The sequence below is a fragment of the Bradyrhizobium sp. HKCCYLS2038 genome (genome assembly GCF_051167655.1).
Classification (GTDB): Bacteria; Pseudomonadota; Alphaproteobacteria; order Rhizobiales; family Xanthobacteraceae; genus Bradyrhizobium.
The window spans coordinates 95,412-115,841 of the sequence record NZ_JBNPTM010000009.1; the positions used below are offsets into that span (position 1 = coordinate 95,412).

The 20,430-nt window shown below is 63.8% G+C and carries 21 protein-coding genes and 2 tRNA genes; 4 read left to right on the forward strand and 19 right to left on the reverse strand.

What is annotated here, in order from left to right:
* Positions 1–8: 8 nt before the first annotated feature.
* From nuoK to ACQR1I_RS30890, 13 genes are all read right to left on the reverse strand, one after another.
* A complete protein-coding gene (gene nuoK, locus ACQR1I_RS30830; protein ID WP_006611001.1) occupies positions 9–317 on the reverse strand; it encodes an NADH-quinone oxidoreductase subunit NuoK in 309 nt (102 codons plus the stop codon).
* The gene (locus ACQR1I_RS30835; RefSeq protein WP_015666525.1) at positions 314–952 is read right to left on the reverse strand and encodes an NADH-quinone oxidoreductase subunit J; all 639 of its coding nucleotides are present in this window, start codon (positions 950–952) and stop codon (positions 314–316) included. Before ACQR1I_RS30835 ends, nuoK begins: the two co-directional genes overlap by 4 nt.
* A 9-nt stretch (positions 953–961) precedes the next feature.
* A complete protein-coding gene (nuoI, locus tag ACQR1I_RS30840) occupies positions 962–1,450 on the reverse strand; it encodes an NADH-quinone oxidoreductase subunit NuoI (RefSeq protein WP_006611003.1) in 489 nt (162 codons plus the stop codon).
* A 7-nt stretch (positions 1,451–1,457) separates the two neighbouring features.
* Positions 1,458–2,528 carry an NADH-quinone oxidoreductase subunit NuoH gene (nuoH, locus tag ACQR1I_RS30845; protein WP_434870074.1) on the reverse strand — a complete coding sequence of 357 codons (1,071 nt, stop codon included), beginning with the start codon at positions 2,526–2,528 and terminating at the stop codon, positions 1,458–1,460.
* A gap of 10 nt (positions 2,529–2,538) precedes the next feature.
* Entirely contained in the window at positions 2,539–4,608 is a 2,070-nt protein-coding gene (nuoG, locus tag ACQR1I_RS30850; RefSeq protein ID WP_434870073.1) for an NADH-quinone oxidoreductase subunit NuoG, read from the reverse strand.
* 97 nt (positions 4,609–4,705) lie between these two features.
* Complete coding sequence (gene nuoF, locus ACQR1I_RS30855) at positions 4,706–6,031, reverse strand: NADH-quinone oxidoreductase subunit NuoF (RefSeq protein WP_434870072.1); 1,326 nt, start codon at positions 6,029–6,031, stop codon at positions 4,706–4,708.
* Positions 6,032–6,050: 19 nt separating this feature from the next.
* Positions 6,051–6,266, reverse strand: coding sequence for a hypothetical protein (locus ACQR1I_RS30860; RefSeq protein WP_434870071.1), 216 nt, complete (start codon positions 6,264–6,266; stop codon positions 6,051–6,053).
* A complete protein-coding gene (gene nuoE, locus ACQR1I_RS30865) occupies positions 6,263–6,874 on the reverse strand; it encodes an NADH-quinone oxidoreductase subunit NuoE (RefSeq protein WP_434870070.1) in 612 nt (203 codons plus the stop codon). Before nuoE ends, ACQR1I_RS30860 begins: the two co-directional genes overlap by 4 nt.
* Positions 6,875–6,888: 14 nt before the next feature.
* Positions 6,889–7,848 carry an FkbM family methyltransferase gene (locus ACQR1I_RS30870; RefSeq protein WP_434870069.1) on the reverse strand — a complete coding sequence of 320 codons (960 nt, stop codon included), beginning with the start codon at positions 7,846–7,848 and terminating at the stop codon, positions 6,889–6,891.
* Positions 7,848–9,044: an NADH-quinone oxidoreductase subunit D gene (locus ACQR1I_RS30875; RefSeq protein ID WP_434870068.1), complete on the reverse strand. Its 1,197-nt coding sequence runs from the start codon at positions 9,042–9,044 to the stop codon at positions 7,848–7,850. The genes ACQR1I_RS30870 and ACQR1I_RS30875 overlap by 1 nt, the downstream gene beginning before the upstream one ends.
* Positions 9,045–9,058: 14 nt before the next feature.
* Positions 9,059–9,664, reverse strand: a complete 606-nt coding sequence (locus tag ACQR1I_RS30880; protein WP_434870067.1) for an NADH-quinone oxidoreductase subunit C — start codon at positions 9,662–9,664, stop codon at positions 9,059–9,061.
* A 12-nt stretch (positions 9,665–9,676) separates the two neighbouring features.
* Complete coding sequence (locus tag ACQR1I_RS30885) at positions 9,677–10,258, reverse strand: NuoB/complex I 20 kDa subunit family protein (protein ID WP_172132828.1); 582 nt, start codon at positions 10,256–10,258, stop codon at positions 9,677–9,679.
* On the reverse strand, positions 10,255–10,620 hold the full coding sequence (locus tag ACQR1I_RS30890; protein ID WP_008964559.1) for an NADH-quinone oxidoreductase subunit A: 366 nt from the start codon (positions 10,618–10,620) through the stop codon (positions 10,255–10,257). The genes ACQR1I_RS30885 and ACQR1I_RS30890 overlap by 4 nt, the downstream gene beginning before the upstream one ends.
* Before the next feature lie 608 nt (positions 10,621–11,228).
* Between ACQR1I_RS30890 and ACQR1I_RS30895 the strand changes: the two genes are divergently transcribed.
* Positions 11,229–11,429, forward strand: coding sequence for a hypothetical protein (locus ACQR1I_RS30895; RefSeq protein WP_434870066.1), 201 nt, complete (start codon positions 11,229–11,231; stop codon positions 11,427–11,429).
* Between the two features lie 166 nt (positions 11,430–11,595).
* Here the strand turns inward: ACQR1I_RS30895 and ACQR1I_RS30900 are convergent.
* Positions 11,596–11,672: transfer RNA gene (locus ACQR1I_RS30900), tRNA-Asp, on the reverse strand.
* Between the two features lie 346 nt (positions 11,673–12,018).
* Between ACQR1I_RS30900 and pepT the strand changes: the two genes are divergently transcribed.
* Positions 12,019–13,275 (forward strand): peptidase T, encoded by a 1,257-nt coding sequence (gene pepT, locus ACQR1I_RS30905; RefSeq protein ID WP_434870065.1) that lies wholly within the window; start codon positions 12,019–12,021, stop codon positions 13,273–13,275.
* Positions 13,276–13,293: 18 nt separating this feature from the next.
* Here the strand turns inward: pepT and ACQR1I_RS30910 are convergent, their stop codons facing one another.
* Positions 13,294–14,151, reverse strand: coding sequence for a class I SAM-dependent methyltransferase (locus ACQR1I_RS30910; RefSeq protein WP_434870064.1), 858 nt, complete (start codon positions 14,149–14,151; stop codon positions 13,294–13,296).
* Between the two features lie 201 nt (positions 14,152–14,352).
* On the opposite strand from ACQR1I_RS30910, the gene ACQR1I_RS30915 reads away from it, so the two are divergent.
* A complete protein-coding gene (locus ACQR1I_RS30915; protein ID WP_434870063.1) occupies positions 14,353–14,607 on the forward strand; it encodes a hypothetical protein in 255 nt (84 codons plus the stop codon).
* A gap of 128 nt (positions 14,608–14,735) precedes the next feature.
* On the opposite strand, the gene ACQR1I_RS30920 is transcribed toward ACQR1I_RS30915, so the two are convergent.
* Positions 14,736–15,092, reverse strand: a complete 357-nt coding sequence (locus ACQR1I_RS30920) for a hypothetical protein (protein ID WP_434870062.1) — start codon at positions 15,090–15,092, stop codon at positions 14,736–14,738.
* Between the two features lie 113 nt (positions 15,093–15,205).
* On the opposite strand from ACQR1I_RS30920, the gene ACQR1I_RS30925 reads away from it, so the two are divergent.
* Entirely contained in the window at positions 15,206–15,784 is a 579-nt protein-coding gene (locus ACQR1I_RS30925; protein ID WP_434888862.1) for a DUF2569 family protein, read from the forward strand.
* A gap of 142 nt (positions 15,785–15,926) precedes the next feature.
* On the opposite strand, the gene ACQR1I_RS30930 is transcribed toward ACQR1I_RS30925, so the two are convergent.
* From ACQR1I_RS30930 to clpX, 3 genes are all read right to left on the reverse strand, one after another.
* Positions 15,927–16,003: transfer RNA gene (locus tag ACQR1I_RS30930), tRNA-Val, on the reverse strand.
* Between the two features lie 178 nt (positions 16,004–16,181).
* On the reverse strand, positions 16,182–18,605 hold the full coding sequence (gene lon, locus ACQR1I_RS30935; RefSeq protein ID WP_434870060.1) for an endopeptidase La: 2,424 nt from the start codon (positions 18,603–18,605) through the stop codon (positions 16,182–16,184).
* Between the two features lie 327 nt (positions 18,606–18,932).
* Positions 18,933–20,207, reverse strand: coding sequence for an ATP-dependent Clp protease ATP-binding subunit ClpX (clpX, locus tag ACQR1I_RS30940; protein ID WP_015666504.1), 1,275 nt, complete (start codon positions 20,205–20,207; stop codon positions 18,933–18,935).
* Positions 20,208–20,430: the final 223 nt, after the last annotated feature.

Sequence of the window (20,430 nt, forward strand, 5' to 3'; positions counted from 1 at the left end):
ATGCGCCCTTAGCCCTTCATCAGATTGACGTCTTCGACCGCGATCGAGCCGCGGTTGCGGAAGTAGACCACCAGCACGGCGAGACCGATCGCAGCCTCGGCCGCCGCCACCGTCAGCACCAAGAGCGCGAACACCTGTCCGACGATGTCGCCGAGGAAGGTCGAGAACGCGACCAGGTTGATGTTGACCGCGAGCAGGATGAGCTCGACCGACATCAGGATGACGATGATGTTCTTGCGGTTCAGGAAGATGCCGAGGATGCCGAGCGTGAACAGCATCGCGGCCACCGCGAGGTAATGTCCCAGTCCGATGGTCATTTCACCCACTCCGCGGCATCCGTATCCTGCAGCCCCTGCCCGACCGCGACCTTGCGCACCGCCATCGCCATCTCAGGCGTACGCGCGTTCTGGACGTTGATGTCCTGGCGCTTGACGCTGGCCTTGTGGCGGAGCGTCAGCACGATCGCGCCGATCATCGCCACCAGCAGGATCATGCCCGACAGCTGGAAGTAATGAATGTACTTCGTATAGAGCACGAGACCGAGCGCCTCGGTGTTGGTGACGTTGGTCGGGATCGCCGCCGTGATCGCCTTCGGCGTCGTCGGGTTGATGACCCAGTAGGACACGGTCAGCAGCAGTTCGAACAGGAAGATGCCGCCGATGACGAGACCGATCGGCATGTACTGCAGGAAGCCCTCGCGCAGCTCGGTGAAGTCCACGTCGAGCATCATGATCACGAACAGGAACAGCACCGCGACCGCGCCGACATAGACGACGACCAGGATCATCGCCAGGAACTCGGCGCCCATCAGCACGAACAAGCCGGAGGCGTTGACGAAGGCGAGGATCAGATAGAGCACCGAGTGAACGGGGTTCTTCGAGACGATCACCATCACGGCCGAGGCCACGCAGACCGCCGCGAAGAGATAGAAGAAAAGCGCAGGAAGGATCATCGGACGGCCTCAGCGGTACGGCGCGTCGAGCGCGATGGCTTTGGAGATCTCGCGCTCCCAGCGGTCGCCGTTCGCGAGCAGCTTGGCCTTGTCATAGTACAGCTCCTCGCGGGTCTCGGTCGCGAACTCGAAGTTCGGTCCCTCGACGATGGCGTCCACCGGGCAGGCTTCCTGGCAAAGGCCGCAATAGATGCACTTCACCATGTCGATGTCGTAGCGCACCGTGCGGCGGGTGCCGTCATTGCGGCGCGGGCCGGCCTCGATGGTGATCGCCTGCGCCGGGCAGACGGCCTCGCACAGCTTGCAGGCGATGCAGCGCTCTTCGCCGTTGGGATAGCGGCGCAGCGCATGCTCGCCGCGGAAGCGCGGCGAGATCGGGCCCTTCTCGAACGGGTAGTTCAGGGTCGGCTTGGGCTGGAAGAAGTAGCGCATCGCGAGGAAGAACGCGGAGACGAACTCCTGCAGCAGCAGCGACCGTGCAGTGGCGGAGATGTTCATGACAGCCTCATTTCGGCGCGATGCCGGCGAATTGCAGCACGCCCGCGACGATCACCACCATGGCCAGCGACAGCGGCAGGAACACTTTCCAGCCGAGTCGCATCAACTGGTCGTAGCGGTAGCGCGGCACGATCGCTTTCGCCATCGCGATCAGGAAGAACATGAAGAACAGCTTGAGCGCGAACCAGATCACGCCCGGCACCCAGTTGAACGGCGGCAGGTCGATCGGCGGCAGCCAGCCCCCTAAGAACAGGATCGTCGCCAGCGCGCACATCGTGGTGATCGCGACGTACTCGCCGAGCATGAACAAGAGATATGGCGTCGAGCCGTATTCGACCATGAAGCCGGCGACGAGCTCGGATTCCGCCTCGACGAGGTCGAACGGCGGGCGGTTGGTCTCGGCGAGCGCCGAGACGTAGAACACCACGAACATCGGGAACAGCGGCCAGACGTACCAGTTCAGGATCGTCAGCTGCGGCAGGCCGATCAGGCTGGCGAGCCCGCGGGCGTGCTGCGCCTCGACCACCCCCGACAGGTTCAAGGTGCCGGCGCAGAGCAGCACGGTGATGATGACGAAGCCGATCGAGACCTCGTAGGACACCATCTGTGCCGCGGAGCGCAGCGCCGCCAGGAACGGGTATTTCGAGTTCGACGACCAGCCGGCCATGATGATGCCGTAGATCGACAGCGACGAGATCGCGAAGATGAAGAGGATGCCGACATTGATGTCGGCGATCGCCCAGCCGAGGTTGGTCGGGATCACCGCCCAGGCCGCGAGCGCGAGCACGCAGGACACCAGCGGCGCCAGCAGGAACACGCCCTTGTTGGCGCCGGCCGGAATGATCGGCTCCTTGAGCACGAATTTCAGCAGGTCGGCGAACGACTGGAACAGGCCCCAGGGCCCGACCACGTTCGGACCCCTGCGGATCTGCACCGCTGCCCAGATCTTGCGGTCGGCGAGCAGAATGTAGGCGATCGCGACCAGGAGGACGACGAGGAGCAGCACGCTCTGCGCGATCATGACGATCAGCGGCCAGAGGAAGCCGGTCCAGAATGAGCTTGCGAAGAAATCAGCCATCAGGTCACGCTCACTCCGCTGCCGTCAGCATCTGCCCGGAGGCCAGGCGGGAGCATTCCGCCATGACCGCCGATGCGCGCGCGATCGGGTTGGTGAGATAGAAATCATTGATGACAGGCTTGAACGGCGCCTTCTCGAGGCTGCCGCCCTTGCCTGCCAGGCTCTTGATGTCGGCGATCTTGCCGGCCTCGATCTGGTCGATGCGGGCAAGATGCGGCACCGCCTTGACGATCTCGGCACGCAGCGCGGCCAGCGAGTCATAACCGAGCTTACGGCCGAGCACGTCGGACAATGCGCGAATGATCGCCCAGTCCTCGCGCGCCTCGCCCGGCGGGAACGACGCCCGCCCCGTCACCTGCACCCGGCCCTCGGTGTTGACGTAGAGGCCGGACTTTTCGGTGTAGGCGGCGCCCGGCAGGATGACGTCGGCGCGGTGCGCGCCGCGATCGCCATGGGTGCCGATATAGACGGTGAACACGCCCTCGGGCACCTCGACCTCGTCGGCGCCGAGCAGGAACATCGCGTCCATGGTGCCGAAGGTCGTCATCTGGGCGCCGGTCAGGCCAGTGCCGTTGAAGCCGATGTCGAGCGCGCCGACGCGAGAGGCGGTGTCGTGCAGCACGGCAAAGCCGTTCCAGTCGTCACGCACGGCGTTGACGTCCATCGCGATCTTGGCGGCGAGCGCCAGAATCGCGCCGCCGTCGTGACGCGCGGCAGCGCCGGCGCCGACCAGCACGATGGGGTTCTTGGCGTTGCGGAACGTCGTCGCGAAGGAGTGCTTGCCGGCAGCGACGTCGCTCAGCGAGTCCGTGCCGGCGCCGATGTGCTCATAGGCATAGGTGAGATCGACCTTCGGGCCGACCACGCCGACCTTGAGCTGGCCCGAGCGCCAGCGCTTGCGGATGCGGGCGTTGAGAACAGCCGCTTCCTTGCGCGGATTGGCGCCGATGACCAGGATCGCATCGGCCTGCTCGATGCCAGCGATGGTCGGGTTGAACAAATAGGACGCGCGGCCGAGCTTGGCATCGAAGCTGTCACCGCCCTGCACGGCGACATTGGTCGAGCCGAGCTTGGCGAGCAGATCCTTCAGCGCGTACATCTCTTCGACCGCCGCGAGATCGCCGGCGATCGCGCCGATGCGCTTGCCGTCGATGCGCGCCAGCTTGGTGGCGATCGCCTTGAACGCCTCCTGCCACGACGCCGGGCGCAGCTTGCCGTCTTCGCGCACGTAGGGACGATCGAGCCGCTGCGTGCGCAGGCCGTCGACAACGTGGCGGGTCTTGTCGGAGATCCACTCCTCGTTCACGGAGTCGTTGATGCGCGGCAGGATGCGCATCACCTCGCGGCCGCGGGTGTCGACTCGGATCGCCGAGCCCACGCCGTCCATGACGTCGATCGACTGCGTCTTGCCGAGCTCCCAGGGACGCGCGGCGAAGGCATAGGGCTTGGAGGTCAGCGCGCCCACCGGGCAGATGTCCACCAGATTGCCCTGCAGCTCCGAGCTCAGCGCCTGCTCGAGATAGGTCGTGATCTCCATGTCCTCGCCACGGCCGATCGCGCCCATCTCCGGCACGCCGCACACTTCCGCCGAGAAGCGGACGCAGCGCGTGCACTGGATGCAGCGGGTCATCGAGGTCTTGACCAGCGCGCCGAGATACTTGTCCTCGACGGCGCGCTTGTTCTCGGCGTAGCGGCTGGTGTCGACACCATAGCCCATCGCCTGGTCCTGCAGGTCGCACTCGCCGCCCTGGTCGCAGATCGGGCAGTCCAGCGGATGGTTGATCAGAAGGAATTCCATCACGCCTTCGCGTGCCTTCTTGACCATCGGCGACCGCGTCGAGATCTCCGGCGGCTCGCCCTTCGGACCCGGCCGGCAGTCGCGCACGCCCCAGGCGCAGCTCGCCACCGGCTTCGGTCCGCCCTTCACTTCGACGAGGCACATCCGGCAGTTGCCGGCAATAGACAGCCGCTCATGATAGCAGAAGCGCGGAATCTCGGCGCCCGCCGCCTCGCACGCCTGCAGCAGCGTGTACTCCGCCGGCACATCGATCTCTTTGCCATCGATGATGATCTTGGTCATTGCCTCACATCTCTCTCAAACCACGGACCGCCGCGCTGCGCGCCGTGAGGGCGCAAGCGCGGGGGAAAACCTTGCTGGCGGACCGGACCGCCACCGCCTACTCCGCCGCCACCATGTGCGCGGGATCGCGCAGACCGACATCGTCGGCATCGGCCTTGTGCGAATACTGGTCGATGCGCGCTTCGATCTCGTGACGGAAATGCGTGATCAGGCCCTGGATCGGCCAGGCCGCAGCGTCACCCAGCGCACAGATCGTGTGACCCTCGATCTGCTTGGTGACTTCCAGCAGCATGTCGATCTCGCGCTTGTGCGCGCGGCCCTCGGCCATGCGCGTCAGCACGCGCCACATCCAGCCGGTGCCCTCGCGGCACGGCGTGCACTGGCCGCAGCTCTCATGCTTGTAGAAATACGAGATGCGCGCGATCGCCCGGATCAGGTCGGTCGACTTGTCCATCACGATCACGGCGGCGGTGCCGAGGCCGGAGCGCAGCTTCGACAGGCTGTCGAAATCCATCGGCGTGTCGATGATCTGCTCGGCCGGCACCATGCGCACCGACGAACCGCCGGGGATCACGGCCTTCAGATTGTCCCAGCCGCCGCGAATGCCGCCGCAGTGCTTCTCGATCAGCTCGCGGAACGGAATGCCCATCGCCTCTTCGACGTTGCAGGGCCGCTCGACGTGACCGGAAATGCAGAACAGCTTGGTGCCAACGTTGTTCGGGCGGCCGATGCCGGCGAACCACGAGGCGCCGCGGCGCAGGATGGTCGGCGCGACCGCGATCGACTCGACGTTGTTCACCGTCGTCGGGCAGCCATAGAGGCCGACATTGGCCGGGAATGGCGGCTTCAGCCGCGGCTGGCCCTTCTTGCCCTCGAGGCTCTCCAGCAGCGCGGTTTCCTCGCCGCAGATATAGGCCCCGGCGCCATGCGCGACATAAATGTCGAACGGCCAGCCATGGATGTTGTCCTTGCCGACCAGCTTCGCCTCATAGGCCTGGTCGATCGCCGCCTGCAGCCGCTCGCGCTCGCGGATGAACTCGCCGCGCACATAGATATAGCAGGTGTGCGCATTCATCGCGAAGCTGGCGAGCAGGCAGCCTTCGACGAGATGATGCGGATCGTGCCGCATGATCTCGCGATCCTTGCAGGTGCCGGGCTCGGACTCGTCGGCGTTGACCACGAGATAGCTCGGCCGGCCGTCGGTCGATTCCTTCGGCATGAACGACCATTTAAGGCCGGTCGGGAAGCCAGCGCCTCCGCGGCCGCGCAGGCCGGAGGCCTTCATCTCGTTGATGATCCAGTCGCGGCCCTTCTCGATCAGCCCCTTGGTGCCGTCCCAGCTGCCGCGCCGGCGCGCGCCTTCGAGGCCCCAATCATGCAGGCCGTAGAGGTTGGTGAAGATGCGGTCCTTGTCGTCGAGCATCAGACGGCTTCCTCTGACATCAGCGGTTCGACTGCATGTTGGCGACGAAGGCGGCGCAGCCGCCAAACACCAAGGCCCACAGCAGACTGGACTCCAGCGTCGCGTTCAGCGCGAACCGCTGCAGTACGAAAATGAAAGCGGCGGCAACAACGGTGTGCAACGCCACATAGCGCCAGTTCTTCATCGCGGCGCCCTCTTCCGTCAGGGCCGCAACGCGGATGCGATTGCGGCTCATGTCTTCTCCTTCAGCGTCGTCGGTCCGCCCGCCGGCGCCGAGAACTGGCGGCCATTCTGCGGGCCCGGCGTCGGCAAATTGCCGGTCGCGAAGCCGTCGAGCAACTTGCCGAAGCTTTCCGGCGTCAGGTCCTCATAGGTATCCTTCCAGACCTGCACCATCGGCGCATTCACGCAGGCACCCAGGCACTCGACTTCTTCCCAGCTGAAGTCGCCGTCCTTGGACAGATGGAAGGGATCGTGATGGATGCGGTGCTTGCAGACCTCGATCAGCTCCTCGGCGCCGCGCAGCCGGCACGGCGTGGTGCCGCAGACCTGCACGTGCGCCTTCTTGCCGACCGGCTGCAACTGGAACATCGTGTAGAAGGTCGCGACCTCGAGCACGCGGATGTAGGGCATGCTCAGCATGTCGGCGACGACGCGGATCGCGGCTTCCGACACCCAGCCCTCGTTCTGCTCCTGGGCACGCCAAAGGATCGCGATCACGGCCGAAGCCTGGCGGCCTTCGGGATATTTCGCGATCTGCGCTTTGGCGAAGGCAAGGTTCTCGTCCGTGAACACAAAGCTCGCGGGCTGGACTTCCTTCGGGGCAAGACGGCGGACGGACATGGCTCTCTAGTCTTTCATTGCATGCGGCGCGCGGCACTTGCATTGAGCGCTGCGACGCGATTCTGCCAGAAGGCACTTGCAGTTCCGAACACGTTATAGCCGACGTGCGCGGACACCTTGATGCGGTCGAGGATCGACAATTCGGTCACGGTCTCGAAGCGGCGGCTCGCGGGGTCGTAGACCATCAGTTGCATCGGCGTCTGCTCGAGGATGTAGCGCGACACCGTATGATTGCGGTCCTGGCCGTGCTCCTCGCACAGGATCATGCTGTCGGTCGCCAGCAGCCGCGCTCCGCCCTTGATCGCCTCGATCTCGACGCCCTCGACGTCGAGCTTGATCAGGTATTTTCCGGACGCTGCGACCTTGCCGTCGTCGATGAGGTCATCGAGCGCCATTACCGGCACCTGCTCGCCACCGGCGCTGCCGCCAGCGATGCTGAAAGCCTCGTGCTTGGTGCCGGTCAGATAGGCCGTGCCGCGGCTGGCGCCGATGGCGCACTTCATCACCTCGAAGCGGCCGGCGTTGATGCGGGCGTTGTTGGCGAGCTTGGCGAAGTTTGCCGAGGACGGCTCGATCGCGATCGCCTTGTGCGATCCATACGGTGCGCTGGAGACCAGCACCGACCAGTAGCCGTAATTGGCGCCGCCATCGATGAAGGTATAGTCGACGTCGACGGCCCCGAGGAACAAGAGCTCGAGCTCGTCCTCATAGTGGTAATCGCGATTGAGCAGCTTGCTCCAATAGCCGTCGCCATACGGGAACTCGAACACGGCGTCGGGGTTGAGCTTCACCGCGAGGTTGCGCTCCGGCAGAGCCATGCGCAGCAGATTGGCGCAACGATTGTAGCCGCGGTGCGAGAAGTGCGACGAGATCTTCGAGCCGGTTGACAGCGCCAATGCAGCCGTGCGCTCCCAGAGGTTCGCTCCTTCGAGCGCTCCGGACGCACGATCGAACTGGATCGGCGCATGGCCCATCAGCGATCCACCTCTCCGAACACGATGTCGAGCGAGCCGAGGATGGCCGAGACGTCGGCCAGCAGATGGCCGCGGCAGAGGAAGTCCATCGCCTGCAGATGGGCGAAGCCCGGCGCGCGGATCTTGCACTTGTACGGCTTGTTGGTGCCGTCGGAGACCAGGTAGACGCCGAACTCGCCTTTCGGCGCCTCGACGGCGGCATAGATCTCGCCGGCCGGCACGTGCACGCCCTCGGTGTAGAGCTTGAAGTGGTGGATCAGCGCTTCCATCGAGCGCTTCATCTCGCCCCGGCGCGGCGGCGAGATCTTGTTGTCGGCGACGACAACTGGGCCCTGCCCGTCCGGCGCGCGCAGCTTCTGGATGCACTGCTTCATGATGCGCACGGACTGGCGCATCTCTTCCATGCGGATCAGGTAGCGGTCGTAACAGTCACCGTTCTTGCCGATCGGGATGTCGAACTCCATCTCGGCGTAGCAATCGTAAGGCTGCGACTTGCGCAGGTCCCAGGCCGCGCCCGAGCCGCGCACCATCACGCCGGAGAAGCCCCATTCCCAGGCCTGCTTCAGGGTGACGACGCCGATATCGACGTTGCGCTGCTTGAAGATGCGGTTGGCGGTCAGGAGCTGGTCGAGGTCGGCGACCACCTTCAGGAAAGGATCGCAGAACGCATCGATATCGTCGATCAGCTTCGTCGGCAGGTCCTGGTGGACGCCGCCGATGCGGAAGTAGTTGGCGTGCATGCGCGAGCCGGAGGCGCGCTCATAGAACACCATCAGCTTCTCGCGCTCCTCGAACCCCCACAGCGGCGGGGTCAGCGCGCCGACGTCCATGGCCTGCGTGGTGACGTTGAGGAGATGCGACAGCAGGCGGCCGATCTCGCAATACAGCACGCGGATCAGCTGGCCTCGGCGCGGCACCTCGATCCCGAGCAGGCGCTCGGCCGCAAGACAGAACGCATGCTCCTGGTTCATCGGCGCGACATAGTCGAGCCGGTCGAAATAGGGCATCGCCTGCATATAGGTCTTGGTCTCGATCAGCTTCTCGGTGCCGCGATGAAGCAGGCCGATATGCGGATCGACACGCTCGACGACCTCGCCATCGAGCTCCAGAACGAGGCGCAAAACGCCATGCGCGGCCGGATGCTGCGGACCAAAATTGATCGTGAAGTTGCGAAGTGCGGGGCTCTGCTCGTTCATGCTCGCGCTCCCACTCACTTGTTCGCTTTTTCATCGCCCGGCAGCGGATAGTCCGCGCCTTCCCAGGGCGAGAGGAAATCGAACTTGCGGAATTCCTGGTTGAGCCTGACCGGCTCGTAGATCACCCGCTTCTCCTGGTCGTCGTAGCGCACCTCGACGAAGCCGGTGGTCGGGAAGTCCTTGCGCAGCGGGTGGCCGTCGAAGCCGTAGTCGGTCAGGATGCGGCGCATGTCCGGATGGCCGACGAAGATCACGCCATACAGGTCGTAGGTCTCGCGCTCGAACCAGTCCGCGCCGGGAAACACCTCGATGAGCGAGGGCACCTGGGTGGTCTCGTCAGCCTCCGCCTTGAGGCGGATGCGCGTATTCAGCGTCGGTGACATGAAGTGATAGACCACGTCGAAACGCTTCGTTCGCTCCGGGTAGTCGACCGCCGTAATGTCGGTGAAGTTGATGAAACGGCAGGCCGGGTCGTCGCGCAGATACTTCACGACCTCGACGATCCGGGCGGGCTCCACGGTCACCGTGAGCTGGTTGAAAGCAACCGAATGCCCGATCGCCGCGCCCGGGAGCGCGCTCACGATCGTCTGCCCAAGGGCGTCGAGCCTGCCGTCGTCCATAACGAAAAACCTTCAGCGTTCGATGGTGCCGGTGCGCCGGATCTTCTTCTGCAACAGCAGAACACCGTACAGCAGCGCTTCCGCGGTCGGCGGACAGCCGGGCACATAGATGTCGATGGGGACGATGCGATCGCAGCCGCGGACCACCGAGTAGGAATAGTGGTAGTAGCCGCCGCCGTTGGCGCAGCTGCCCATCGAGATGACGTAGCGCGGCTCCGGCATCTGGTCGTAGACCTTGCGCAGCGCCGGCGCCATCTTGTTGGTCAGGGTGCCGGCGACGATCATCACGTCCGACTGGCGCGGCGAGGCGCGCGGCGCGAAGCCGAAGCGCTCGACGTCGTAGCGCGGCATCGAGACCTGCATCATCTCGACGGCGCAGCAGGCCAAGCCGAACGTCATCCACATCAACGAGCCGGTACGGGCCCAGGTGATGAGGTCGTCAGCAGTGGCAACGAAGAATCCCTTGTCCGACAGCTCGTGCCTGACCTCGAGGAAATACGGGTCGTTGGCACCGATCGGCCTGCCGGTCGCGGGATCGAGAATGCCCTTCGGGGCCGGTGCGATCACCGGACCAGAGGACGGGGTCGGGCTCAATCCCATTCAAGCGCGCCTTTCTTCCACTCGTAGGCAAACCCGACCGTCAGCACGGCCAGGAACACCAGCATCGACCAGAAGCCGGCGGCACCGAGCTTGCCGAATGCGACTGCCCAGGGGAACAGGAAGGCGACTTCGAGGTCGAAGATGATGAAAAGGATGGCAACCAGGTAGAAGCGGACGTCGAACTTCATGCGGGCGTCGTCGAACGCATTGAAGCCGCACTCGTACGCGGAAAGCTTCTCCGGATCGGGCTGCTGGTAGGCGACCAGGAAAGGCGCGATCAGCAGAACCACCCCGATGATGGCTGCGACACCTATGAAAACGACGAGGGGGAGATAGTTCTGAAGGATGCCGGTCATCGGCGCCACTTTCCTCTGCGGTTTCGGTGCAAACCGCAGACTCGCTGCATTGGAATTGGTCGAAGCCTTAGCGCAGCGCACCAAGCCGCGCAAGACAAGCCGTCTCAACGCTGTCATCCCTCCCCACATTGCGGAAACCCGGACACACAGGGACGTCAGGCAGCCGCAACACGGGTATGGCCGTCACGTCGCAGACCCGGAGCATTACGGTGTCATGCATGCTGCAGCTGATGCTGACGTGGTCAGAATCGCGAACACGCACGACGTTGTGCGCAGGCCCAAGATGGCTGAAGACAGCTGGAAACGGAGGGCGAAGCGCGATCGATCTGTCAGGAGCAGCTCATGGCTCCGTACGCGTCTGCCAATGCCGACGAAATGGTCATGAGAAGCAGGCGAATCAAGATCGCCGGGCTGGGATAGCGACGTCGAGCGGCAGACCTGTGCCGGCACCTGCCGAGCCGGACGATGCCCGCCGCATACTCCCGATTGCTGCGGCAAGTGCTGCAACCCATGAAACCATTTTGACGGAACGAGGAAACCGGATCGAAACAAAGCGGCTGTACAACTCCAGGCAACAAAGTGGCGCTCTGAGACGCCGGGAGGCTGACATGAACCACTCTCTCCATTCCGCTGATCGTTCGACCCACCTGAAGATCGTCGTGGTCGCTCTGGTCGCAGGCATCGCCGTGACCGCTTTTGGCATCGCGGCCCGAACCACTGGCGACGAAGGTCAGACCGCCACGGCCCAGGTCGTGAAGGCCGGCAAGCCGGTGGTCGTGACCAGTTCCAACGGCTCGATGGTGCGCTGACCGAAACGCTTCCATTCCAGAGATGCCCCGGAGGCCGCCGCGATGGCGGCCTTTTGCTTTTGCTCGCTTGCAGCCCGGCAAACGCACCTGCGATGTCGCAGCAAAGCGCTTCGGAAGGACAGCTCGGGTGATGTCGGAGGGGACGGGGGTATTAAGCCATTGAAAATGGCGCGAGAGACGGGGCTCGAACCCGCGACCTCCGGCGTGACAGGCCGGCGCTCTAACCAACTGAGCTACTCCCGCGTGATCGCGAAATCCGCGGAGGAGTGCGACTTAAAGGGGCGATGTTTCGAAGTCAAGGACAATGAAACCAGAATGTCGAGAAGTCCTTGATGAGCCCCCAACGGGCTTCCGACGGCCGAACTCGTCCAACCTGCCCTACGCCCCAGACGGCGCCACGGATCTCTTGGAGTCCGAGCCTCGGCTCTGCAACGACGGCCTGCGGAGCGCTCGTTCTCTCGGAGGACGCGCCAAGCAGGCCATTGGTTGCGCCTGACGGACTGCCCAGCCGCACCAGCAGGTGCTACGCTAATATACCAGTACCCGACTCTCTGACGGTAATATAATCCTCCCGCTTGCCCTGGTGCCCATGTCCGCCTCCCCGCTTCGCTTCACCCACGCGGTCGTCGATCGCTTCCTCCGCTATGTCGTCATCGACACGCAGTCGGACCCGTCATCGCCGACCTGCCCTTCGACCCTGAAGCAGAAGAACCTCGGCCGCCTGCTGGCCGCCGAACTGCAGGCGATGGGCCTGTCCGATGCTCATCTCGACGAACACGGCTATGTCTACGCAACGATCCCGGCCACCACCGACAAGAAGGTTCCGGTGATCTGTTTCTGCTCGCACATGGATACGTCGCCCGACTGCTCGGGGACCGACGTGAAGCCGCAGATCGTCCGCAACTACCAGGGCGGCGACATCGTCCTGCCGGGCGATTCGAGCCAGGTGATCCACCCGGAAGAGCACCCGGCGCTGAAGGACCAGATCGGCAGCGACATCGTCACATCCGACGGCACGACGCTGCTCGGCGCCGACAACAAGGCCGGCATCGCCGAGATCATGGATGCCGCGCAGTTCCTGATCAGCAATCCGCAGATCAAGCACGGTGCGATCAAGATCCTGTTCACGCCGGACGAGGAGATCGGCCGCGGCGTCGACCGCGTCGACCTCAAGAAGCTCGGCGCCGATTTCGGCTACACGATGGATGGCGAGACCGCCGGCAACATCGAGGACGAAACCTTTTCAGCCGACGGCGCGACGATCATCATCAACGGCGTCAGCGCCCATCCCGGCTTTGCCAAGGGCAAGATCGAGCACGCCATCAAGATCGCCTCCGCCATCGTCGATCGCCTGCCCAAGGACACCTGCTCGCCGGAAACGACTGAGGGCAAGGAGGGCTTCCTGCATCCGGTCGGGATCTCCGGAACGCTCGAGCAGGCCCGGATCGACTTCATCGTGCGCGACTTCAACGAGCAGGGACTGCGGCAGAAGGAGGCCCTGCTCGAGGACATCGTCCGCGACGTCATCAAGAATTATCCACGTTCGAGCTACCGGATGGAGGTTCGGCAACAGTATCGCAACATGAAGGAGGTCATCGATCGCCACCCGCAGATCGTGACCTATGCCGAGGAGGCGATCCGCCGCGCCGGGCTGACGCCGGTACGCGCGTCGATTCGTGGCGGCACCGACGGGTCGCGCCTCTCCTTCATGGGACTGCCCTGCCCCAACATCTTCGCCGGCGAGCACGCCTTCCACTCGCGGCTCGAATGGGTCAGCGTGCGCGACATGGAAAGGGCGGTGCAGACCATCGTGCATCTCGCGATGATCTGGGAGGAGCGCTCCTGAAGCAGCGCGGCGCGGGCCTCAGGCGCGCGCCGTCACCAGCCAGATCGAACCGGACAGCGTGACGCTGTCGCCGGCTTGATACTGTGCCAGCAACTCGCGGACCGACTGCCGCGCGGCCTCGCGGGTGTCGGCCGGATGCCCCTCCAGCGCACGGCTGGCCGGGCCGATCTCGAACGCCGATTGCACGGCCACGTCCAAGCCCTGCCCGCGCGCGATGTCGAGCGACAGCGCATGGGCCTCGAGCGCCACGTCGCTGAAGCCGGCCTCGCTCAGGATGCGCCTCACCCGCGCCTCGGATGCGAAGGCGAATGGTCCCGGATCCTCGGGCGCCATCTCCGGCAGCTTCGGCACGTGGCGATACACCGCCTGCAGCGGTGCGATCATCCAGGGGTTGGCCTTGGGCTCACGCCAGCACCCGAAAACGACGCGCCCGCCCGGCTTCAGCGCCCGGCGGATGTTGGCGAACGACGTGACGGGATCGGCGAAGAACATGACGCCGAAGCGCGAGACCATGACTTCGAAGCTCGCGGGCACGAACGGGTGCACGGTGGCATCCGCCAGCACGAACTCCGCCGCGAGCCCCGCAGGCGTCACCGCGCGCGCCCGGTCCAGCATCGGCGCGGAGATGTCAGCCCCGAGCACCGATCCATTCGGCGCGACCTGTTGCGCCAGCGCGATCGCAAGGCCGCCACAGCCACAGCCGATGTCGAGCACGCGCTCTCCCGGCTTCGCCGCGATGCGCTCAAGCAGGATCCGCGAGACCGGCGCCAGCAGAACGTCCTGCGCCTCCTGGCGCTCCGCCCAGCGCTGGCCGCCGGGTCCGTTCCAATACGCGATCTGGTCGGCGTTGGCGTCGTTCTCTGCAGGCAAGGGCATGATGCGTGTCGTCCGAATGTCTCGTGAGACCTGCATCGCCGCATGCGGCAGCCTCGCCTGTCAAGGCACGAACCCGCGACGGCCTGGATCCGGCTGCGTCCGTTGTGAGCTGCGACAACGTCCCCATATCCCGAAGGGAACGGGACGCCGGATCGGGCATTCCTCGTCCTGGCCCAACCGACCCCGACGAGGGAGAGGACGATGATGGCGCGACATGGTCCCTTGCTGGTGTTGATGACAGCGCTGTCCTGCGCAGCGGCCGATAGCGCAACCGCGGCCGGCGGGCGCAGCGGCGCGCCGGTGCCGACCGGGCAGAACCCGGTGTTCTCGGATCCGCTCAACCAGCCGATCACGCCATCGCGCCCGCTGATCCAGCCCTACACGCCGAGCTACCCATCCTATCAGATCCGGCCGACGCAGCAGCCGCGTTATCCGTCACGGCAGCAGCGGCGCTAGCGCTGCCCCCCGATCATCGGCTCCCACTAACGGCCTGCGAGCCCAACCGACGAAAGGCCGGTCGCCACGCGAAATCAACCTGATACTGTGGAGGGACCGCCGAAAAGAAACGCCGCGTTTGCTCGGGCTCATTCAGCCAGCGTGAAGGTGACCTCAAACTTCCGTGTGATTCCGGAAACTGGATCCATCACCCCACGACGCGCGGTGTTGATGATGAATTCAAGCTTACGCACCCGCGATCCATTAAGCGCGTCTGCGCCGCATGTGCGCAACCCATGGGGGCCATCAAACGCTATTTCACGCACGTTGGAGATCGAAGAAACCACGCCGCGATTATAGATGGCGGTAGCGACCTCGGGATTGTCACACATGACGTCGCCCCAAAACTTCGCTTTGAATGCGAGAAAAGACAGGACCGGTATCCCGACCGCCAAGGCCACCCTCATGATCAAGTAGCCAGTGATGCGAGCGGCAGGTCCCGGCACTCGATAGCTCCTCCAAAGTCTGTGCAAACAGCACAGCTGAAAGCTAGCCCAAAATGGAGAACCTATCGAGTGATCTGGGAGAAAATGGTAGGCGAAGAAAGCTTCGAACTCAGGTGCAGGAGATTGCAAGTCGGCTCATGCCTTCACAGCCGCGGCAATCAGAACCAGCGCTATCAACGCGCCTGCCGATCGAAACCAATTCGACCATCTTCGGGAAAACAAGGACCGATCTGAGCAAGAGCGCGCGTGAGCCGCGAGGCATAGAAGGTTGGCTGGGGCTGCTTGCCTACGGCCAGCTCGCCAGTAGCGCGCGCTACGTGATGAGCTTCGCTCAATTTGGCTTGTCTTTGCGAGACGGCCTTTCGGAGCCTTCCGCGATCCCAATCTGGGTGCAAGTCGCGCTCAACGTCGCATTGATCGCCTTCTGCATCTTCACGACGGTGCTGCTCTTCACTCACTCACGGCATTTTCCGCGCATGTTCGTGGCCCAGATGATCTGCCTCATTCTGCTGCCCATTGGCTTGTTGCTGACAGAAGCGACGGCAGCGTCCAACACATTCAACCATCCGGTGGTTGACTTCATCTCTATCGGATTACGCGACGCGAGGCTGTTCATAGCCAGCACGATCACCGCCGTTTCAATTCCTTACGTCATGCGCTCCCGCCGGGTCGCAAACACCTTCATCGAATGACCGGAGGCAGCAGGAGGCGGCGCGACGCAGACTCATCTGCGGCCGGACGACAGGCAGGCAGCAGTCGCGGCACCCCGGTGATCTTCACGAAATTGATGACGGCAGCACGGACGCTGCAAACTGTCGCCGGCCTCCGCGGCGATGGTAGGCGGCGAGAGATTCGAACTCCCGACCCTCTCGGTGTAAACGAGATGCTCTAACCAGCTGAGCTAGCCGCCCTCACGTCGCGCTTCTTTACCCCCTGCCCGACCCGCAATCAACGCCGGAACCGCACCACGAGGCGGAAAGCCGCGTTGGCCCCGGCGGTGGGCTGCCGACCAAAGCGGTCAGAGACTTCCGAGCATTGAAACGAAAACGGCGCCCCTTCGGGCGCCGTTTCCTTGGATGGGTTCTGGCCTCAGTGGGCGGTCAGGCCGCCGGCGGCTTCGTCGCCATCGGCCTTCACGGGCACCTTGGTGTCCTCTTCCCAGACGATCGGCACCGGCTTGCGGACCAGGGCCCGGGCGACGACGTCGTCGAGACGGGCGACCGGGATGATATCCATGCCGCCCTTGATCGCATCGGAAATCTCCGTGAGATCCTTGGCGTTGTCCTCCGGGATCAGCACCGTCTTGATGCCGCCGCGGGACGCAGCCAACAGCTTCTCCTTCAGACCGCCGATCGGCAAGACGCGACCACGCAAGGTGATCTCGCCGGTCATCGCAACGTCGTGACGGACCGGGATGCCGGTCATCACCGAGATGATCGTCGTCGCCATGGCTACGCCGGCCGAGGGGCCGTCCTTCGGGGTCGCCCCCTCCGGCACGTGGACGTGTATGTCACGCCGGTCGAACAACGGCGGCTCGATGCCGTAGTTGATCGCACGCGAGCGGACGAACGAGGCCGCCGCCGAGATCGACTCCTTCATGACGTCGCGCAGATTGCCCGTCACCGTCATCTTGCCCTTGCCGGGCATCATGACGCCTTCGATCGTCAGCAGCTCGCCACCGACATCGGTCCAGGCCAAGCCCGTCACGATGCCGATCTGATCGTCGCTCTCGATCTCGCCAAAGCGATACTTCGGAACACCGAGGAATTCCTCAACGGTCTTCTCGGTGATCTTGACCGACTTCTTCTTGGACATCATGAGCTCCTTCACGGCCTTGCGGGCCAGTGTGGAAATCTCACGCTCCAGGTTACGCACGCCCGCCTCGCGGGTGTAGCGCCGGATCACGAGCAGCAACGCGTCGTCGTCGATCGACCACTCCTTCGAGTCCAGGCCGTGCTTGGAGATCGCGCTGGGGATCAGGTGCTTGCGGGCGATCTCGAGCTTTTCGGTCTCGGTGTAGCCCGCGATGCGGATGATCTCCATGCGGTCCATCAGCGGACCGGGAATATTGAGCGTATTCGCGGTCGTGATGAACATCACGTTCGACAGGTCGTAGTCGACCTCCAGATAGTGATCGTTGAACGTCGTGTTCTGCTCGGGGTCGAGGACCTCCAGCAGCGCCGACGACGGGTCACCCCGGAAGTCCGAGCCCATCTTGTCGATCTCGTCCAGCAGGAAGAGCGGATTCGAGGTCTTGGCCTTGCGCATCGACTGGATGATCTTGCCGGGCATCGAGCCGATATAGGTCCGGCGATGGCCGCGGATCTCCGCCTCGTCGCGCACGCCGCCCAGCGACACGCGAACGAACTCGCGGCCGGTGGCCTTCGCGATCGACTTGCCGAGCGAAGTCTTGCCGACGCCGGGAGGTCCGACCAGGCACAGGATCGGGCCGGTCAGCTTGTTGGCGCGCGACTGCACGGCGAGATACTCGACGATGCGGTCCTTGACCTTCTCCAGACCATAGTGATCCGCATCCAGAACCGCTTGCGCAGCCTCCAGATCCTTCTTCACCTTGGACTTCTTGTTCCACGGTATAGACAGCAGCCAATCCAGGTAGTTGCGCACGACGGTCGCTTCCGCGGACATCGGCGACATCTGGCGCAGCTTCTTCAGCTCATGCTGGGCCTTCTCGCGTGCTTCCTTGGAGAGCTTGGTCTTGTTGATGCGCTCTTCCAGATCGGCCAGCTCGTCACGGCCGTCCTCGTCGCCCAGCTCCTTCTGAATGGCCTTCATCTGCTCATTCAGGTAGTACTCGCGCTGGGTCTTCTCCATCTGGCGCTTCACGCGCGAGCGGATGCGCTTCTCGACCTGCAGCACCGAGATCTCGCTCTCCATCAGGCCTAGCACCTTCTCCAGGCGCGTGGTGACGGACAGCGTCTCCAGGATGCCCTGGCGATCGGCGATCTTGACGGCGAGATGCGAGGCAACGGTGTCGGCCAGCTTGCCGAAATCCGTGATCGACTGAACGACGCCGACGACCTCGGCGGAGATCTTCTTGTTCAGCTTCACATAGCTCTCGAAGTCCGACACGACGGAGCGGCCCAGCGCCTCGGCTTCGACCGACTTGGCATCGGTGTCCTCGAGCGCAACGGCGGTGGCCTCGTAGTAGTCGGCGCGATCGGTGTACTTCTCGACGCGCGCGCGCTCCAGGCCTTCGACCAGCACCTTCACGGTGCCGTCGGGCAGCTTCAGGAGTTGCAGCACGCTGGCGAGCGTCCCGGTCTCGTAGATCGCCTCTGGAGCTGGATCATCGTCGGACGCGTTCTTCTGCGTCGCCAGCATCACCAGCGCGTCGTTCTTCATCACCTCTTCGAGGGCGCGGATCGATTTCTCGCGGCCGACGAACAGCGGAACGATGTTGTGCGGAAAGACGACGATGTCGCGCAGCGGCAGAACCGGATAGGCGTGGCTCTCGCCGTAAACGATGGTCGGCCGGGGTTTGGGGGTCGTCATGGCCTGTTCCTTTTGTTTAGCCCCCTTGCACGCAGTCCGCCATCGTGCGCAACCGCCACAAGGTGCGATCTGATCCGGACTTCACCGACGCATCGAATCGTCGGATTGTTTCGGATCGTATGGTGAGGCGAATCCCGGGATTGAGATGTGTATCGCCACGCGACATTAGGTGGCTATCGACCCGGGGGGTGTCAAGTATCGGTAAACACCCGCCAAAAATGGCTTTACGCGGCGGGATACTGAAACGCTGCGACGCCGCGGACATGTCGTCCGCAGCGATCGCTGAACTGATAAATCGAGGTCTTCTGTCTATCGTACCAGCGCGCGTCACGCGCTGGCGCTGCTTTCCACCGCACGATCGGACCGATCGGCGTAGATGTAGAGCGGACGGGCCGTGCCTTCGACCACCTCGCGCGAGATGACCACTTCCTCGACGCCTTCCAGACCCGGCAGATCGAACATCGTCTCGAGCAGGATGCTCTCGAGGATCGACCGCAGGCCGCGCGCGCCGGTCTTGCGCTCGATGGCCTTGCGAGCCACCGCGCCCAGCGCCTCGTCGGCGAAGGTCAGCTCGATGTTCTCCATCTCGAACAGCCGCTGATACTGCTTCACCAGCGCGTTCTTCGGCTCGGTCAGGATCTTCTTCAGCGAGGTCTCGTCCAGATCCTCGAGCGTCGCCACGACCGGCAGACGGCCGACGAATTCCGGAATGAGGCCGTACTTCAAGAGATCCTCAGGCTCGACGTGACGGAAGATCTCGCCGGTGCGGCGGTCTTCCGGCGCCAGCACCTGGGCGGCGAAGCCGATCGAGGTCGAGCGGCCGCGTGCCGAGATGATCTTCTCGAGGCCGGAGAACGCACCACCGCAGATGAACAGGATGTTGGTGGTGTCGACCTGCAGGAACTCCTGCTGCGGATGCTTGCGGCCCCCCTGCGGCGGCACCGACGCGACGGTGCCTTCCATGATCTTGAGCAGCGCCTGCTGGACACCCTCGCCCGACACGTCGCGGGTGATCGAGGGATTGTCAGACTTGCGACTGATCTTGTCGATTTCGTCGATGTAGACAATGCCACGCTGCGCACGCTCGACGTTATAGTCGGCGGCCTGCAGCAGCTTCAGGATGATGTTCTCGACGTCCTCACCGACATAGCCGGCCTCGGTCAAGGTCGTCGCATCCGCCATCGTGAACGGCACGTCGAGGATGCGGGCGAGCGTCTGCGCGAGCAGCGTCTTGCCCGAACCGGTCGGACCGATCAGCAGGATGTTCGACTTCGCGAGCTCGACGTCCGAGTGCTTGGTCTGGTGGTTGAGCCGCTTGTAGTGGTTGTGAACGGCGACCGACAGCACCTTCTTCGCATGGTTCTGGCCGATGACGTAATCGTCGAGAACCTTGCAGATTTCCTTCGGGGTCGGGATGCCGTCGCGCGACTTGACCAGCGAGGACTTGTTCTCCTCGCGGATGATGTCCATGCAGAGTTCGACGCATTCGTCGCAGATGAAGACGGTGGGACCTGCGATCAGTTTGCGGACTTCGTGCTGGCTCTTGCCGCAGAACGAGCAATACAGCGTGTTCTTCGAGTCGCTCGTGCCGACCTTACTCATTCCTGTCTCCGTCCGCGGTTCGCTCTTGTCCGCTCGTTCGTTCCAGTCCGGCACGGGCCGGACCAGCCTGGTGAAAGAGCAAATTTCGTACCAAAATTAAGACCTTGTTCTTCACCCGCCGTGCACCACGGCCTACGCGAATCCCCCACGATCCATAACTGGGCACTCTAGCCAATCATGCTGTCATCCGACTATCAAGAATTCGCTAATCGGACCACAGACC